Source organism: Humitalea rosea (assembly GCF_003253705.1).
Lineage (GTDB): Bacteria > Pseudomonadota > Alphaproteobacteria > Acetobacterales > Acetobacteraceae > Humitalea > Humitalea rosea.
On record NZ_QKYU01000009.1, the window covers coordinates 54,990 to 70,521 of the forward strand.

Annotated in this window: 11 protein-coding genes; 10 read left to right on the forward strand and 1 reads right to left on the reverse strand. The window is 72.2% G+C overall.

Annotation, left to right across the window (positions count from 1 at the left end):
* Positions 1 to 3: 3 nt before the first annotated feature.
* From C8P66_RS23515 to C8P66_RS09285, 10 genes are all read left to right on the forward strand, one after another.
* Complete coding sequence (locus C8P66_RS23515; RefSeq protein ID WP_146422782.1) at positions 4 to 1,194, forward strand: hypothetical protein; 1,191 nt, start codon at positions 4 to 6, stop codon at positions 1,192 to 1,194.
* 79 nt (positions 1,195 to 1,273) lie between these two features.
* Positions 1,274 to 4,216: a virulence factor SrfB gene (locus tag C8P66_RS09245; protein WP_111397965.1), complete on the forward strand. Its 2,943-nt coding sequence runs from the start codon at positions 1,274 to 1,276 to the stop codon at positions 4,214 to 4,216.
* The gene (locus C8P66_RS09250) at positions 4,213 to 6,831 is read left to right on the forward strand and encodes a virulence factor SrfC family protein (RefSeq protein WP_111397966.1); all 2,619 of its coding nucleotides are present in this window, start codon (positions 4,213 to 4,215) and stop codon (positions 6,829 to 6,831) included. The genes C8P66_RS09245 and C8P66_RS09250 overlap by 4 nt, the downstream gene beginning before the upstream one ends.
* On the forward strand, positions 6,828 to 7,913 hold the full coding sequence (locus C8P66_RS09255; RefSeq protein WP_111397967.1) for a hypothetical protein: 1,086 nt from the start codon (positions 6,828 to 6,830) through the stop codon (positions 7,911 to 7,913). The genes C8P66_RS09250 and C8P66_RS09255 overlap by 4 nt, the downstream gene beginning before the upstream one ends.
* Positions 7,910 to 9,832: a vWA domain-containing protein gene (locus tag C8P66_RS09260; protein WP_111397968.1), complete on the forward strand. Its 1,923-nt coding sequence runs from the start codon at positions 7,910 to 7,912 to the stop codon at positions 9,830 to 9,832. Before C8P66_RS09255 ends, C8P66_RS09260 begins: the two co-directional genes overlap by 4 nt.
* The gene (locus C8P66_RS09265; RefSeq protein ID WP_211314088.1) at positions 9,829 to 10,539 is read left to right on the forward strand and encodes an ABC transporter ATP-binding protein; all 711 of its coding nucleotides are present in this window, start codon (positions 9,829 to 9,831) and stop codon (positions 10,537 to 10,539) included. The genes C8P66_RS09260 and C8P66_RS09265 overlap by 4 nt, the downstream gene beginning before the upstream one ends.
* Complete coding sequence (locus C8P66_RS09270; protein ID WP_111397969.1) at positions 10,539 to 11,699, forward strand: FtsX-like permease family protein; 1,161 nt, start codon at positions 10,539 to 10,541, stop codon at positions 11,697 to 11,699. The genes C8P66_RS09265 and C8P66_RS09270 overlap by 1 nt, the downstream gene beginning before the upstream one ends.
* Positions 11,692 to 13,227 carry a formylglycine-generating enzyme family protein gene (locus C8P66_RS09275; protein WP_111397970.1) on the forward strand — a complete coding sequence of 512 codons (1,536 nt, stop codon included), beginning with the start codon at positions 11,692 to 11,694 and terminating at the stop codon, positions 13,225 to 13,227. The genes C8P66_RS09270 and C8P66_RS09275 overlap by 8 nt, the downstream gene beginning before the upstream one ends.
* A 69-nt stretch (positions 13,228 to 13,296) precedes the next feature.
* Positions 13,297 to 14,097 carry a hypothetical protein gene (locus C8P66_RS09280; protein WP_146422786.1) on the forward strand — a complete coding sequence of 267 codons (801 nt, stop codon included), beginning with the start codon at positions 13,297 to 13,299 and terminating at the stop codon, positions 14,095 to 14,097.
* A gap of 37 nt (positions 14,098 to 14,134) precedes the next feature.
* On the forward strand, positions 14,135 to 14,968 hold the full coding sequence (locus C8P66_RS09285) for an alpha/beta fold hydrolase (protein WP_111397972.1): 834 nt from the start codon (positions 14,135 to 14,137) through the stop codon (positions 14,966 to 14,968).
* Here the strand turns inward: C8P66_RS09285 and C8P66_RS09290 are convergent.
* Positions 14,965 to 15,519 (reverse strand): histidine phosphatase family protein, encoded by a 555-nt coding sequence (locus C8P66_RS09290; RefSeq protein ID WP_111397973.1) that lies wholly within the window; start codon positions 15,517 to 15,519, stop codon positions 14,965 to 14,967. The two genes, C8P66_RS09285 and C8P66_RS09290, sit on opposite strands and share 4 nt — an antisense overlap.
* Positions 15,520 to 15,532 lie beyond the last annotated feature (13 nt).

Consider the following 15,532-nt stretch of genomic DNA (forward strand, 5'->3'; position numbering starts at 1 on the left):
CCGATGCTGCGCCTCACCGATTTTTCCCGTGACAAGCTGCGCTGGACCGGGCCGGAGGGGCTGTCCCCCTCCATCGCGGCGGCGCGACTGCGGCCGTTGCTCGCCGCCCTCGGCCCGCATCACGCGGCCCTCCTGGCCACCCCGGCCGAGGGCGCGGACAGCATCGCCTGGGACGCGCCGGGCCAGGCCTCCCGCGCCCTTGGCAGCCTGAACCGCGCCGACCGGGCGGTCTTCGCGGCCTCGCTGTCGCAGTTGCTGTCCGACATCAGGCGTGCGGCGGAAACCGCGCGGGCGGAGGGCGATGCGGATCGCGCGGCGCTGCTCGACTTGGCGCGGATGGTCCCGACCCAGGATGCGGTCTTCGCCGTGGATGGCGCGCCGGTTCTGACCGCCTGGGGCTTCTGTGCGGCCTCCGGGCCGGTGGTCTCGGCGCTGGCGCGCTTCGACGACGGCGGCATCGCGGCCCCGGTGGCGCGGGACCGCAGCGCGATGTGGGTCAGCCTCGCGGCGCTGGCGGCCCTTGCGGCGGCGGCGGTCTTCGCGACCCCGGTCATCTCCGCCTGGCTGGCCCCGCCGATGCCGGCCTGCACGGTCGATGCCGCCGGGCTCGCCACGTTGCTGGAGCTGGAGCAGGCGCGCGAACAGGGCCGCGCCCTGGCCGGGGAGCGCGATGCGCTACGCCGCGGCCTGGGCCAGCGGCAACAGGACTGCCCGCTGCCCCCCGCCCCGCCGGCACCACCGCCCGAGCCCGAGCCGCCGCCAGCCCCGCCGCCGCGCCCGGCACCGCCGCCACCGCCGCCGCCGCCCCGGGCCGACCTTCCGGCCGATCGCTGGAACCGCGGCGATGTGGCGGTGCTGGAGGGGTGCTGGAACCTCGCCAGCACCTACCGCACCCGGGACGTCCGTACCGGGCGGATCAACCAGGTGCGAAGCTGGCGCGTCTGCTTCGACCGGCGCGGCCAGGGCACCCAGACCCTGACCTTCGACAATGGCGCGGTCTGCGAGGGTCCGGCACGCGGCTCTTTCGAGGGGCGGACGCTGGTCGTCGATGATGTCAGTGACCTGCATTGCAACGACCAATCCTACATCTACCGCCGGATCAGCCGGTGCGAACGCGCCAATGACACCAGGGCCGAATGCGAAACGATCCAGCCGGGGCAGGACACCCGCTCCCGCGTGACATTCCAACGATGAAGCGCCGTTCCTTGCCGCGCCGCGGCTTCTGCGCCGATACTCTGACCACCCCCACGAGGCGCGAGCGACCACTGCCTCCATGACCTATGCGACACCGCTCCTCAGCCTGATACCGGCCTCCGGCATCCAGTTCCTGGATGTCGATTTCGATATCGAGGCGCTGCCCCGTATCGGCCGCGCCTTCTGGGACGAAAAGCCCCTGCATCTGCGTGACGCGGCCGGCGACCAGCAGGTGTTCCTGCGGGCGCTGGAGGAAGGCGACGAGGGCGAACTCTACGACCCGGTCGGGCAACAGCACCCGCCGGAGGAGGAGGTCTATCGCATCACCCGCAGCCAGGCGCTGGAGCCCTTCCTCGGGCGCTGGGTGCCGCTGCCTTACCTGCGCGTGGACAGCCAAGGAGCCGAGGGCGCGGTCGGCTTCGATTCCGGCCCCACCAACTGGGTGCGGGTGCGGATCGTCGAAATGACGGGGCTGCGCGGCGTCACGCATCGCGCGATCCTCGCCTTCGACACCAGCCTCGTGGAGCGGCAGGCGGGGCGCTACACCGGCCCAAGCCCGGATGATGCCTCGGGCAAGGGCGAGTTCCGCCTCGCGACCAAGATGGCCGACAACGCCGGCTTCCTGGCCGAGGGCTGGTTCGGGCAATGGGTGGAGGGGATGTTCCTCGACCTCAAGCGCGCGCAGCGGCGCGGGCGGGAGGTGAAGCCCGAGGAACTGCCCTATCGCATGGAACCCTGGGCACGGTTCCTGACGCTGCTGGACGTTTTGGTCGCGGCCCAGGCGGCGCCGCGCATCCGTCTGGTCGATGCCGGGATCGGCGGGCGAAAGACGCCGATGGTCGATGTCGATCTGGTGCTGGACATCGGCAATGCGCGCACCTGCGGCATTCTGGTGGAATCCTCGCCCGACGGCCCGCTGTCGCTGAATGATTCCTACCCGCTGGCGCTGCGCGACCTGACACGGCCGGAATTCGTCTGGCAAAAGCCCTTCGAAAGCCGGGTCGAGTTCTCTCGCGCGGTCTTCGGCGATGACGCGCTGTCGCGGCGCTCGGGGCGCGCGGGGGCCTTCACCTGGCCGTCGCCGCTGCGGGTCGGGCCGGAAGCGGTGCGGCTGGCCGGGCAGTCGATCGGCAATGAGGGCGCCACCGGGCTGTCCTCGCCCAAGCGGTATCTGTGGGACGAGCGCCCCTCCAGCCTGGGCTGGCGGTTCGCCGCGGCACGCGGGCCGGGGGCGGCGCCGGAACCGCCGGTGACGGGCGGCTTCATGATGGCGCTGACCGAGACCGGCGAGGTGGTTTCGCGCAGCCGCAATGCGGCGCCGGCGATCCGCGCGCGGTTCTCGCGCTCCTCGCTCTACACGCTGATGCTGGCGGAAATCCTGTTGCAGGCGATCGTGCAGATCAACGCGCCGGCGACGCGGGCGGCGCGGCGCAACGCCGATGTGCCGCGCCGGCTGCGCCGCGTGATCCTGACGCTGCCGACCGCCATGCCGGTCGCCGAGCAACGCATCGCCCGCCGTCGCGCCGAACATGCGGTGGAGCTGGTCTGGGATCTGATGGGCTGGTCCGCGGCATCGCCCGAGCGCGCCCCGGCCGCCCCGGTGCCGCCCCGCGTCTCCGCCAGGCTGGATGAGGCGACGGCGACGCAGCTTGTGTGGCTCTACGCCGAATCGGTCCATCGCCTCCAGGCCGATGCGCGGCAGTTGTTCGGGCTGATGGGGCGCGTGCGCGAAGGCTATGGCGCGAGCCCGTCCTTGCGGATCGCCAGCATCGACATCGGCGGTGGGACAACGGATCTTGCCGTCACCACCTTCGCCTTGGCGCAGGATCAGGAAATCCGCCCGACCCAGAACTTCCGAGAAGGCTTCAAGATCGCAGGCGACGATCTGCTGCAAACCGTGATCGAGCGCATGGTGCTGCCGCCGCTGGAACAGGCCTTGGGCGAGGCGGGGCTGCGCGAGCCGAAATCCTTCCTGCGCCGCGTGCTTGGCGGCGCCCGCGGCGGGCAGGCGGAATCCGAGCGGCAACTGACCCGGCAATTCGTCGCCCGTGTGCTGGAACCCTGCGCGCTGGCGCTGCTGTCGGAATACGAGATGCTGACAGCCGAAGCCTCCGGCCCCTTCGCGCGGCTGCCGCTGGCCGCCGGCCCCGGCCGCCCGCGCCACGACCGCGCCATCGCCTTTTTCGAACGCATCGCGACGGATGCGGGCGCCACCGGCTTCACCTTGGATACCGTCGAGGTTCCGGCCGAGGCGGGAGCCATGGATGGGCTGGTGCGCGGCACCCTGGGCCCGGTGCTGGCCGATCTGTGCGAGGCGGCGCATGCCTTCGACTGCGATGTGCTGCTGCTGTCCGGCCGGCCATCGCGGCTGCGCGCGGTGACGGATGTGGTGCTGGCGAAGCTGCCGGTGCCGGCACATCGCATCGTGCACATGCAGGGCTATGCGGCGGGGGGCTGGTATCCCTTCCGTGACTCGAACGGCCGCATCGAGGACCCCAAGACCACCGCGGCCGTCGGCGCGATGCTGGCGACGCTGGCGGAGGGCTCGCTGCCCGGCTTCCTGCTGCGTTCCTCGCGGCTGGGGATGAAATCCACCGCGCGCTTCATCGGGCGGCTGGAAACATCCGGCCAATTGCTGCATCGGAACGAGTATTTGCGCGACATCGACCTCGACGCGGTGGAGGATGGTGCGCCGCTGGAGGTGGAGATTCCCTTCGAGGCGCCCTCCATCCTCGGCTTCCGGCAACTACCGCTGGAGCGCTGGCCGGCGATGCCGCTCTATGCGCTGGAGTTCAGCAATCCCGACGAGGTGCGGAACCTCGCCTTGCCATTGAAGGTGCGGCTGGCGCGCGCGCCGATGGAGGGCGCCGAGGCCGAAGCCGCGCGCGAACAATTCAAACCCGTCAGCGTGCGCGATGCGGATGATCAGGAGCGGCATCCGACCACCGTGCGCATGCGGCTGCAAACCATGCGCGACGATGCCGGCTATTGGCGCGATACCGGGGCGCTGGGGGTGCCATGAACCCGCGGGATGAAGCCCTGGCCAAGGAAGCACGCGGCGTCGCCGCCGCATCGGGCCGCGCGCTGGACTGGTTCGCGGCGGCGGCGCGGCCGGGGCTGGATGCGGCGGCCCTCGCGCGCGAATTGCGCGGAACGCGGGTGCGTGCCGAAAAGCTCGCGGCGGCGGCGGCGCGGCCGATGTGCGTCGGCGTGTTCGGCCCGTCGCAGGCGGGAAAATCCTATCTGATCTCGGCGCTGGCGCGCGCGGGCCCGGCGCCGCTGATGACCGTCTTCGAAGGCCGTGCCGTCGACTTCGTGCGGGAGATCAATCCCGAAGGCGGGCGCGAGGCGACGGGCCTCGTCACCCGCTTCACCATGAAGCCGGTGCAGGCACCGCCGGGGATGCCGGTCGCGCTGCGGCTGCTGTCGCAGACCGACGTCATCAAGATCCTCGGCAATGCCTTCCTCTCCGACTTCGATCCGGCGGATGTGGAACCGCCGGGCGCGGGCGCGCTGGAAGCGGCACTGACCACGGCGCGCGGCAAGCTTCTGCCGCAGCCCTTCGATCGCATGTCCGAGGACGACGTCTTCGTCGATCTGCGCGAGTATTTCGAAACCCGCTTCGGCGGCCACAGCACCATCCAGGCGCTGAAATCCGCACGCTTCTGGGCGGCGGCGAGCGAGTTGGCGCCGCGCCTCGACCACACCGCGCGAGCAGACTTGCTGGGCGTGGTCTGGGGGCGGTTGGCGCCGCTGTCGGCGGCCTATGTCCGGCTCGCCTCGGCGCTGGCGCAGCTTGGCCATCCGGAGGATGCCTTCTGCCCGCTGACCGCTTTGTTGCCGCGCGAGGCCAGCATCATCGATGTGCTGACCCTCAACCGGCTCGGCGATCCCGCCGACCAGACCATCGCCGTGGCCACCCATAGCGGTGCCCGCGCGGATCTGCCGCGCGCGGTGCTGACGGCGCTGGTCGCCGAGGTCACGGTGCAACTGGAGCAGAAGCCCTGGGACTTCTTCGACGTCACCGATTTGCTCGACTTTCCGGGCGCGCGGTCGCGTGAACAGATCCGCGATCCCACGCGGCATCTCGCCGATCCCCAGAAACTTCCCGCGATCCTGCTGCGCGGCAAGGTCGCCTATCTGTTCGAGCGCTACTGCGCGGAGAATGAGCTGACCGGGATGCTCCTCTGCATCGGTCCCTCCAACCAGGAAGTCCGCACCCTGCCGCGCATGGTCGCGGAATGGATCGAGGGCACGCATGGCGACACGCCGGAGAAACGCGCGAGCCAGCCGACCGCGCTGTTCTTCGTCCTCACCAAGTTCGACGCCGAGTTCGAGAGCAAGAAGGGTGCTGCCGATACCGGAGGCACCCGCTGGACCGCGCGGCTGGCCGCGTCGCTGACGGATTTCTTCGGCAAGGAAAGCGCCTGGCCGCGCGAATGGCACCCGCGGAAACCCTTCGACAATCTGTTCTGGCTGCGGAACCCCAACGTCGAGAACAAGGCGATCCTCGATTACGACGCGGAGGGGCACGAGACCGGCGTCCGTCCGCAGGAAGCCGCGCGGGTGGCCCGGCTGCGGCAGGATTTCCTCGACAACCCCGAAGCCCAGAAGCATTTCGCCGACCCGGCCCTGGCCTGGGACGAGGCGATGCGCCTCAATGATGGTGGCATCAGCCATTTGGCCGCGCGGCTGCGCCCGGTCTGCGATCCGGCGCTGAAGCGCCGGCAGGTTTCGGCGCGGCTGGCCGATCTCGGCGAACGCCTGCGGGCGCGGCTGGTGCCGCATTGGCATTCCGCCGATCTCGCGCAGGAGCTGGCCAAGCGCCGCGCCGCCGGCCGTGCCGTTGCCATCGCCCTGGCCCGCGCCGTCGAACGCCAGCGCTTCGGCCATCTGCTGCGCGCCCTCTCGCCCGAGGCGGAGGAGATCGCCGCCACCCTCGCCCGCACCCGCTTCGCCGCCCCGGAGGCCGGGGCCATCCCGGTGGGGGCGCGCACCGCGGCCCGTGGCCTGCTGGCGGAACTGGACTTCGGCGACGAACCCTCGCCCGAGATCGAAAGCGACGGGCCGGGCGATGAGGCCGATGCCCTGGCCGGCACCGCGCTGAAGCTTTGGGCCGACCGGCTGCATGGCTTCGCCGACAGCCCGGCGGCGGGCGCGCTCTATGGGCTGACGCCGGAGACGGCCGAAACGCTGGTCGCCGAATTGCTGCGCTCGGCCCGGCGGCTGAAGCTGCAAGCCAGCCTCGCCGCCGAGCTGCGCGCGATCCTGGGCTTCCGGCGCCATGCCTCGGCGGCGGCGGCGGTCTGCGGGCTTTGCGCGGCGTTGCGGATCGGCGGCTTTGTCGCCGCCCTTGGCTTCGATGCCATGCCGCTCGGGGATCGCCCTCTGGTCGGACCGGCGCGGCGCCCGGTGTTCGCGCCGCGGGTGGCGGCCGAGGCCATCCCGGATCTGGGCGAGATCGCCGCGGATTACGATCGCCAGCAGAGCCTGGACTGGATCCAGGCCTTCCTGCGCTCCATCGACCTGAACCTGCAGGGCGATGGCGATGATCAGGTGGATGTGGCGCGCAACGCTGCCCTCGGCCGCATCCTGGCCGATCTGGACACCGCGCTGGGCGGGGTTCGCGCGGCATGATCCGCGTCGAGGCCGACCCCGCCAACCCCCAGGGCGGCTACGCCCGGATCACCATGCCCGGCATGTCGGGGCGGAGCGTCTCCGCCGTGGCGATCGGGCGCGAGGGCTATGGCAGCGACAGCCTGGGGCCGGATGGCTGGCAGGTCGCCTCGGCGCGGCTGGTACCGGATGCGGTGTCCGATTCCGGCGGCGATCTGGTGGTGATCCTCGGCCCCGGCATCATCGAACATCTGGAGGCCGGCCCGCTGCGCTTCGCCCTGCCCGAGCTGGGCCTGGCCGAGGTCGTGATGTGGCCGGACATCGCGCCCTTGCCGGCCGCGGCGCGGGGCGGCTTTGCCGGGGTGCCCCGGCCACCCCCCGCCCGGCCCCCAGCCCGGCCCACAGCACCGCCGCTGCGTGGCCCCGAGCCGCTGCCGGCCCCGGACTCCGACGCGACCGTTGTGCTGCGCCCGACCACGCCCGTGCCGCCCGAGGCGCCCAAGGCCCCATCGCGCGAAGCGGATTTCGACCCCTCCAAACCCGTGGCCCCCGGCCATGGCCGGGCCGTGATGCTCGTGCTCTTGCTCCTCATCGCCCTTGCCGGCGCCGGCGGTGCCGCCTGGTGGTATCGTGAGCCGTTGCTCGCGCTGTTCCGCCAGCCTGCGGAACCGCTCGCACCCACGCCGCCGCCGGTGGCTGTCGAGGCTCCCCCGGCGGCCGTCGACGATGGCATCGATCGCATGACCCCGGCCGAGATCGCCGCGCTGAACCTGCCACCCGCCCGCGTGCTGGCGATCGCCGCGGCCCGGCAGGCCGCCGGCCGCCACCAGGACACGCTGCTGTTGCTGGAGGTCGCCGCCAACGCCCCCTACGGGCCTGCGATGAGCGCGCTGGCACGGCTTTACGATCCCGCGACCTTCATTCCCGGTGGCGCGCTTTCGGTTCCGAACGCCGCCAAGGCCGCGCAATACTGGCGCGCGGCGGAGCTTGCGGGCGACCCCGCCGCGGCCCCGGCCCGGGCGGCGCTCCGCACCCGGCTGGAGGCCTCGGCGGCCGCCGGGGATGCGCTTGCCGCCATTGCTTTGCAGGATAATTGGCCATGATCCGGTTTCTCTGCCTGCTGCTGCTGCTGCCCGGCATCGCCCTGGCCCAGGGACGCGGCCTCCGCATTCCCGATGCGCCGCCGCCCGCCGGGCAGCGCAGCGCACTGATCATGGACGGCAAGCAGACCCTGACCCAGAAGGTGCTGGTCCGCCCCGGCGCCACCTTGCACAGCAGCCCCGATGCGCCGGATGGCCGCCCGGTCCCGGGCTTCACCCTGTTTCATGTCTACGCCCGGCAGAACGGCTGGATCGAGGTCGGGCCCGACGCCCAGGGCGCGACCCTCGGCTGGATGAAGGAGGATCGCACCGTCGCTTGGCGGCAGACCATGGTGTTGGCCTTCACCAATCCGGCCGGACGGGAGCGGACGATGTTCTTCGGCGGGCGGGACCCGCTGCGCCGCATTATCCTCTCGGCGAATATGCCGGCCGCCGCCGACGCCGCGCGTGCGGCGAACGACGGCCGGGTGGTGGCGCTGGAACCCGAAACCTTCGTGGACATCTCGCGCAATTTCTATCTGCTGCCCGTGCTCTCCGCCGATGAGGTGGAGAACGAGCGCGGCAACAGGATGCGCCTGCTGGAGGTCGCCTCCGCCCCCGCCGAGCGCCACGCCGCGCCGGCCGCCCCTGCGCGCGATCCCTTGGCGGATTTCCGCGGGGCGCTGGTCTTCGTCGTGGACACCACCCTGTCCATGCAACCCTATCTGGACCGCACCCGCGATGCGATCCGCAACGTGATGGCGCGGGTGGGCGAGACGCCGCTGCGCGACCGGTTCCGCTTCGGCCTCGTCGCCTTCCGCGACGCCACCGACAACAACCCGGCGCTGGAATACGTCACCCGCGTCTATGCGCGGCCGGATTTCGGCGCCCCCGTCGCGGCCGTGCTGCCGCAGATCGCCGCCGCCCGCGCCGCCTCCGAATCCAACGAGGGTTTCGACGAGGATTCCCTGGCCGGCATCAAGGCCGCCTTGGATGAGGTGGATTGGTCGAGCTTCGGTGGCCGCTTCCTCATCATGGTCACCGATGCCGGGGCGCGGGTGGCGCCCGATCCGCGCGGCGCCACCGGGCTCAGCATCTCCGGCATCCGCGACCTGTTGAAACAGGCCCAGATCGCGCCCTTCGTGCTGCATCTGCTGACGCCGGAGGGCCGCAACGACCATGCCCGGGCGCGGGCGCAATACAGCGAGCTGACGCGCTTCGATGGCGCCTCGGCCCCGCTCTACTACCCGATCCCGGGCGGTGAGGTCGCGGCCTTCGGCACCACCGTCGAGCAGATCACCGAGGCGCTGCTGCGTCAGGTCGCGGCGCTGACCGGGGCGCCGCTCGGCCAGTTGCGGGGTGAGGCCCCCGCCGCCGCGCCCAGCCAGGTGGCGCAGCAGGTCGAGGTCGTGGCGGCCGCGATGCGGCTGTCCTACCTCGGCCGCGCGCAGGAGACGCAGGCGCCGGATATCATCCGCTCCTTCACCACGGACCGCGACCTGAACAACCCCGACCGCGCCAATCTCGACGTGCGGGTGCTGCTGACGCGGGACCAGCTGTCCGACCTTCAGGCGGCGTTGCGGCTGGTGGTGGAGCAGGCCAATGCCGGCCGCCTCGCGCCGCAGACGGTCTTCGCCAACATTCGCAACGCGGCCCTGGCGGCAGCGCGCGATCCGCGCCGCATCGGCGGGCTGGAACGGCTGGGCGGGGCGTTTGGCGAGTACCTCGACGGGCTGCCCTATCGCAGCCAGGTCATGGAGCTGACCGAACAGGACTGGCTGGACCTGCAACCCGGCGGGCAGCGCGAATTGCTGAACGCGCTGGAGGCCAAGCTCCGCCTCTACGCCGAATACGCCCGCACGCCGGGGCTGTGGGTGCAACTCGGCAGCGGCACCCAGCCCGGGGCGGCGGTGTTTCCGGTGCCGCTCGACAGCCTGCCGTGACCGCCGCGCTGCGGCTGCGCGGGGTCGTGGCGCGGCGGCGATCGGGCAATGCGGTGTTCTCGCTGGACATCCCAGCCCTCACCTTGCCCGAGGGCGGGCTGGTGGCGGTGACCGGGGCCTCCGGCACCGGCAAATCCACGCTGCTGGACGTGGCCGCGCTCGCCGCCCGGCCCGAGACGGCCGCCGTGCTGGAAGTCGCCGGCACCGATGCCGCCATCCTCTGGCGCCGGGGCCGGCTTGAGGCGCTGGCCGCGTTGCGCGGCGCCAGCTTCGGCTATGTGTTGCAGACGGGGGGGCTGATCCCCTTCCTTTCGCTGCGCGACAACGCCCGTCTCGCCCAGGATTTTTCCGGCCGCCGGGATGAAGCACGGATCACCCGGCTCGCCGAGGCGCTGGAGATCGGGGAGCTCTTGGGCCGCTTGCCCGCAGCCCTTTCGGTCGGGCAGCGGCAACGAGCGGCGATCCTGCGGGCGCTGGCGCACCGCCCCTCGGTCGTCATCGCCGATGAGCCGACCGCCAGCGTGCACCCCGACATGGCCGAAACCATCCTGGCCCTGCTGGCGGAGCAGGCGCGGGAGGCCGGGGCGGCGGTGCTGCTCGCCACCCATGACGCCGCCGCCGCCGCGCGCCACGGCTTTGCCTTGGCACCACTGCTGCCGGTGCCGGGCGAGGCGGCCTCCGTCCTGGCCGAGCCGGTCCTGGCCTGATGCGCGCGTTGCGTCTGGCGCTGGCGGATCTGCGCCACGAACCGGCTTTCACCCTGTGCAGCGTGCTGGCACTGGCGGCGGTGATCGCGCCGCTGATCCTGCTGGCCGGGCTGCGCGCCGGGGTCATCGCCGGAATGGCCGAGGACATGGGCGCCAGCCCCCGCGCGCGGGAAATCGTCAACACCACCAACCTCACCCTGTCCCCCGACTGGTTCACCGCCCTCGCCGCCCGGCCGGAGGTCGGCTTCCTGATCCCCCGCACCCGGCTGCTGGCCGCGACGGGACGGCTCGAAGCCGGGGCCAGCCCTGGCCATGTCATCCCCGTCGAAGTGCTGCCGACCGCGCCCGGCGATCCCTTGCTGCGTGGGGTGCCCCCCCCTGGACCGGGGCAGGTGGTGATCTCCACCGGCGCCGCGCAGCGCCTCGGCGTGGGTCCGGGTGACGCCCTGCGGCTGCGCGTGATCCTCACCGGGGCCGAGGACATCTTCCGCGCCAGCCTGACCGTCGCCGCCATCGCCCCGCCCTCGGCCAGCGCGCGGGATGCGATTTTCGCGGAGCCCGCGCTCGGCCGCGGCATCCAGGATTTCATCGACCGCCGCGCCGCGGGCACCGAGGCCACCACCGCCGAAGGGTTTCGGCTCTACGCCCGGCGCTTGGAGGATGTGCCCGTGCTGGTCGCGCGGCTGCGGGCCGAGAACATCGAAACCGCCTCCCGCGCCGAGGATGTCGCGGCCCTGCTGGCGCTGGATCGCAACCTGACCGCCGGCGTCGCCGTCATCGCGGCGGTGGGGGGTGCGGGCTTTGTGCTGGGGCTGGCGGCGGCGCTCTGGGCCTCGGTCGAGCGCAAGCGGCGGACGCTTGCGCTGCTGCGGCTGATGGGGATGCGCCGCGCCGGTCTGGTGATGCTGCCGGTCTGGCAGGCGCTGGTCTTCGCCCTGCTCGGCACGCTGGTCGCGGCGGCGGTGGCGCAGGGGGCGGCGTCGATCGTCAACCGGCTGGCATTGCTCGGCGCCTCCGATGGGCGCGATCTGGCGCGGATCGGCATGCTGGAGGTCGGCGGCGCCGGCATCCTGTCCATGCTGGCGGCAATGGTGGCGGCGGTGGCGGCCGCGCGGCGGGCCGCGGCGATCGATCCGGCGGAGGGGTTGCGGGATGCTTAGGCTGGCTTTGCTGTGTCTGCTGGTCGGGATGGGCGCGGCCTCCGCCCAGCCGCGCTGGCCCGCCAGCGCCTTCAACCCCGCGCCGGCGAATGATGACCTGCTCCTGCCCATGCCGTGCGGCGGCAGCATGGCCTTCCGCAAGGTCGAAACCCCTACCGGCGACGGCGCGCTGGACGATCGCCCGGCGCTGCTCGGCAGTGCCGAGGCCGAGCTTGGCTATCTCGAAACCCTGCGCCGGGTGAATGTCGTCGGCCCCTTCGGCGGCGGCCCGCAGCCGCGGCATTTCTTCATGGGCAAGTATGAGGTATCGCGCGCCCAGCTCGATGCGCTGCGCCAGCCCGAGTGCCCCGCCACCAATACCCCCGAGGCCCGCCGCCCGGCTGTCGAGATCTCCTGGTTCGAGGCGATGGATGCGGCGCAGCGCTACTCCACCTTCCTGTTGCAGAACGCCCGCGCCAGCCTGCCGCGCCGTGGCCTGGCACCCGCCTTCGTGCGCCTGCCGACCGAGGCGGAGTGGGAATACGCGGCCCGTGGCGGTGCGGCGGTCAGCGAGGCGGATTTCCAGGGCCGCGTCTTCCCGATGCCGGAGGGCGGCCCCGAGGCCTATGCCTGGTTCCAAGGGCCGCGCAGCGCCGCCGGGCGTCTGTCGGCGATCGGGCTGAAACGGCCCAATCCGCTCGGGCTGCACGACATGCTGGGCAATGCGGCGGAATGGGTGCTGGACGCCTTCCGCCTGAACCGGGTCGGGCGCAGCCATGGGCTGGCGGGCGGGCAGGTCGCGCGCGGCGGCGATTACCGAACCACCACCGAGGCGCAGCTGCGCTCCTCCCTGCGGATCGAATACGCGCCCTTTGTCGCCGAGACCGGCGAGCCCACGCGGCTGGCCACCATCGGCGTGCGCTTCGTCCTGGCGGCGCCGACCCAGGGCAGCCTCGCCGACAGCACCAGTTTCCGCCAGGCGTTCGACGCCGAGACCCGCATTCGCATCCCCGTCGGCGACGATCCCGCGACGCTGTTGCAGGCACTGCGCCGCGACCAGACCGACCCCGCGATGCTGGCCGCCATCGACCGCGTCGGCGCCGCCTATGCCGCCGAAACGCGGGAGAGCACGGATCGCGCCCGCCTTGCCGCCCGCGCCCAGATCCAGGCGGCGGCGGTGCTGGCCCGCAGCGTCTATGTCGCCGACCAGCGCGCCGGGGCCCTGCAAACAATGGTGGAGAACCCCGGCGCCGTCGGCGCCACCCTGCAACAGGCCGCCGCCTGGCGGCCGATGCTGGCGGGTGTTCGGGCGGAGGTGGAGGGCGGCGTCCGCGCCTATGCCGCCATCGTTGCCCAGCTGGGCCGGGCCACCGACGTGCAGGTTGGGGCTGAGGCGGCGGTGGTGCAGCAGGATCTGCGCGCCCAGCGGGTGCCGGAGCTGATCGGACCCGTCGCCCTGGTGGCGCGCCATGCCGAGGCCGCCACGCGCAGCCTGCCGTCCCTGGCCGTGTTCCGCGCCGATATTTTGCGTGAGGCATCAGGGCGGTAGCCGCTGTTCGCAGCGGCCCACGCTCCCTATTCTCAAGCTGTGCGGGGCCTGTCCCGCCGGAGATCGCGTGTGACCCCTCAACTGGCCGTGCTGTGCCTGGGCCTGACACTCGCCGCCGCCCCGGCCTTGGCCGAGGGGTTCGAAGGCGCCTGGACCGGCACCGTGGATTGCCCCTCGCGCGATATCTTCGACCGCGGCTCCATCCCGGCACGGGCCAGCGTCGTCAATAACGTCCTGACCGTACGCATCGGCCCGGGCAGCGTCAGCGGGCGGATCATCAACCTCGGCTTCGGCCGGCTGCTGCGGCTGGACGGCACCTTGGACCGGGGGCGGGAGGCGAGTTTCGACGGGGTGCGGGTGACGCCCGAGCTGATCCATGCACGCGGGATGGTCGACGGCACGCCCTGCAACCTCAATCTCACACCAGCGGGGGCCACTGTCCCCAACGAGCCGACCCCCAGGCCGGCGCCCCCGCCGCAGCGGCAGGCCGCGCCCAGCCGGCCCGCGCAGCCCGAACCGACACCCCGCGGCAAGGTCACGGCGCCGCCACCGCCGGCTGCGGCCGCCGAGGGCAAAGGGCTCCAGGGCCGGCCGCGCGCGGGGGCGACCATCCTCATGCCTGATCCGGTCGAACCAACCCGCCCGACGCCCGGCGCCACCATCCGGCCCGATCCGGGCTCCTATGTCGCGCCCACGCCGCAGCCCCCGGTGTATCAGCCGCCCGTTGCGGCTTCGCCCGCGCGGCCGCCCGCATCGGTTGGTGGGGTCACGCCCGCCCCGCCGCTGCCGCCGACCACGGCCCCCCAGGTCGCCGATCGGCTCGCCTGCGCCCTGGCGGGGACCTGCAGCCAGACGCCGGCTCCACGCTGAAATCCCCTCAATTCGCCTTGTACCGGAGCCCTGCCGCATGGAATTCACTGCCCCCGCGCGCCGAAGCGGCTGGATCGACCGCCCGGATTGCCGGATCGCCTATGAGGTCGTGGGCGAAGGCCCGCCGCTCGTCTTCGCGCATGGGCTCGGCGGGTCGCTCATGTCGTGGTGGCAGCAGGTGGCGCATTTCGCGCCGCGTTTCACCTGCGTGACCTTTTCCCATCGCGGCTTCTTCCCCTCGACGGCGCCGGCCGAGGGGCCCGATCCCACCGCCTATGCCGGCGATCTGGCGGCGCTGGTCGATCACCTCGGCCTGCCCGACATCCGGCTGGTGTGCCAGTCGATGGGCGGCTGGACCGGCGTCGAATACGCCCTGCTGCGCCCGGGGCGGGTCAAGGCGCTGGTGCTGGCCGCCACCACCGGCACGCTGGACCCGCGCCAGATGCGGCAGCCGGAGCGCGGGCAGCTCGAAGCCTGGAAACACAGCAGCGCCGAGGCCCGCGCATCGCTGCTCGCGCGCAACATCCATCCCGCGACCGGCGGGGCGATGGCGGAGGCACAGCCGGCGCTGACGCTGCTCTATGGTCAGATCAACGCGCTAAGCGCGGGCCTGGACAAGGAAGTGGTGCGCGCCCGCATCCATGCCGCCCGCAAGCGCCCGCCCGCCGATCTGACGGCGGCGAACTGCCCGGTGCTGTTCATCCCCGGCGGCCGGGACGTGGTGGTGCCGCCCTTCGCCGCGGCCGGGGTGGCCGCCGATGTGCCCGGCGCGCGGGTCGTGCCGATCGCCGAGGCCGGGCATTCTGCCTATTTCGAACACGCCGCCGCGTTCAATGCGGTGGTGGAGGCCTTCCTCTACGAGGTCGGCTAAACCTTCCAGACGATCTTCTCCGGGGCCGGTTCGTTCGGGTCGCAGACCAGCCACTGGCCGTTCTGCATCGACACCCCGGTCATCGCCAGGATGAAGCCCCAGTGGGCGACCACCACGGTGTCCCGCCAGCTGGGCAGGGCCGCCATCTCGGCCCGGAACAGCGCGGCGCGGGCACGGACCTGGTGTTCCGGCTCCTCGACCAGCGGCCACCAGATCTCCTCGATGGTCGAAAGGTCATGCTCGGGAAAGGCGCCGGCGAGTTCGGTGCGGGGGGAGCCGATGTCGCAGGTGAAGGCGTAGCGCTCCCGCACCAAGGGATTGACCGTGACCGGCAGGCCAAGCCGGGCGGCCAGCGGCGCCGCGGTCTGCAAGGCGCGCGTGTAAGGGCTGCTGACGATATGCTTTACGCCGCGCGCCGCCAGAACCTCGGCCGCGGCATCCGCCTGGGAATGCCCCAGCGGGGTCAGCCTGGGGTCCTTGATGCCGGGATCGATGCGGGTCGCGCTGAAATGAAGGTTGAATTCGCTCTGTCCGTGCCGAAGGAGGATCATGGGGTCTGCGTCT

Coding starts and splice junctions, on each gene's coding strand:
- C8P66_RS23515 (WP_146422782.1), top strand. CDS start 4: ATGCTGCGCCTCACCGATTTTTCCCGTGACAAGCTGCGCTGGACCGGG.
- C8P66_RS09245 (WP_111397965.1), top strand. CDS start 1,274: ATGACCTATGCGACACCGCTCCTCAGCCTGATACCGGCCTCCGGCATC.
- C8P66_RS09250 (WP_111397966.1), top strand. CDS start 4,213: ATGAACCCGCGGGATGAAGCCCTGGCCAAGGAAGCACGCGGCGTCGCC.
- C8P66_RS09255 (WP_111397967.1), top strand. CDS start 6,828: ATGATCCGCGTCGAGGCCGACCCCGCCAACCCCCAGGGCGGCTACGCC.
- C8P66_RS09260 (WP_111397968.1), top strand. CDS start 7,910: ATGATCCGGTTTCTCTGCCTGCTGCTGCTGCTGCCCGGCATCGCCCTG.
- C8P66_RS09270 (WP_111397969.1), top strand. CDS start 10,539: ATGCGCGCGTTGCGTCTGGCGCTGGCGGATCTGCGCCACGAACCGGCT.
- C8P66_RS09275 (WP_111397970.1), top strand. CDS start 11,692: ATGCTTAGGCTGGCTTTGCTGTGTCTGCTGGTCGGGATGGGCGCGGCC.
- C8P66_RS09285 (WP_111397972.1), top strand. CDS start 14,135: ATGGAATTCACTGCCCCCGCGCGCCGAAGCGGCTGGATCGACCGCCCG.
- C8P66_RS09290 (WP_111397973.1), bottom strand. CDS start 15,519: ATGATCCTCCTTCGGCACGGACAGAGCGAATTCAACCTTCATTTCAGC.